Here is a 997-nt window from a genome sequence, read left to right as displayed (position 1 = left end):
CAGCATCCGGGCGATGTGTACGGGAGCCGCCACGGTGTCGACGCGGACGTCGATGGTGACTGGACGCTCTTCGTCGGCGGACCAGATGGATTTGCCAGCGCCCCACTGCTCACGTGCCAGTCGCTGAATGCCGTGGCGCCGGATCGGGCGGAACTCGATGACTCGGGCGCCGGCGCCCTTCTTCGTTTCCACCAGGCCTTCGATCCTCAGGATCTTGAGCGCCTGGCGGGCGGTGAGCACAGCAACGCCGTACTGGGCGGCGAGCGCGCTCTCACCTGGCAGCCGATCACCGGGGCCGTACTCGCCAGACTCGATCGCCGCCTTCAGGTCGTCGGCAATGCGCTGGTACTTCGGCCTCTGCGGGCTCGTCTCACTTGCCATGCCTCTCCCTACCTCGTTAGCGATCCTAGGGCCGCTGACTATCGAGCCGCCGGAGGGGCGCCGCCTTGACCCGCAGACAGTTACGCGGCGAGAGCACCTCGTTAACGAGTTCTCTTGACAACGCTAACGAGGATGAGTCTACTCTATAGCGCACCTCGTTAACGAGGTCGCGAACGCCATGCAAAACAGCAGGAGTCACCGCCTCCTCGGAGGTGGCGGCAGTGGGGTGAGCCGAGCTCCCCCGGCCGAGGCGCCTGTACCGAATATCGAGCACCACAGATCCACCTCGAACGGCGCTGCTGCGCTGTCTGTCCGCCAGGACCACCCAGCCGAAAGGCCGGGCCTGGTGCGGCAGAGAAGGCAGCACCCGCACCCGCTCTCACGTCAGGAGGACTCGATGCCCCGCAAGCGTCCCGGTCGCGTCCGGACCAAGAACACCAACCGTCGTGCGCCGCTGCTGCTCAGCACCATCGCCCCGGAGGACTTCAACGTCCGTCCGGGCGAAGTGAAGTCGATCGCCTGCCCCGACTGCCGCACCTGGCGCCGGATCATGGGCGACAAGGTCCTCAAGATCCGCGAGCACTGCATCTCCGACAAGGTCACGGAGGGCGAGAAG

The 997-nt window shown here is 66.1% G+C and carries 1 protein-coding gene and 1 pseudogene; one reads left to right on the top strand and one right to left on the bottom strand.

Annotation, left to right across the window (positions count from 1 at the left end):
* The coding region (locus CA983_RS44090) for a GntR family transcriptional regulator (RefSeq protein ID WP_143645869.1) at nucleotides 1-381 on the bottom strand (381 nt) is incomplete at its 3' end.
* 397 nt (nucleotides 382-778) lie between these two features.
* Here CA983_RS44090 and CA983_RS44085 point away from each other — a divergent pair.
* Nucleotides 779-997: pseudogene (locus CA983_RS44085) on the top strand (hypothetical protein); the annotation flags it as partial.

Source organism: Streptomyces swartbergensis (genome assembly GCF_002148965.1).
GTDB classification, from domain to species: domain Bacteria; phylum Actinomycetota; class Actinomycetes; order Streptomycetales; family Streptomycetaceae; genus Streptomyces; species Streptomyces swartbergensis.
Note: the sequence above shows the minus strand (reverse complement) of the source record. Positions and strands in the feature narration are given on the sequence as shown.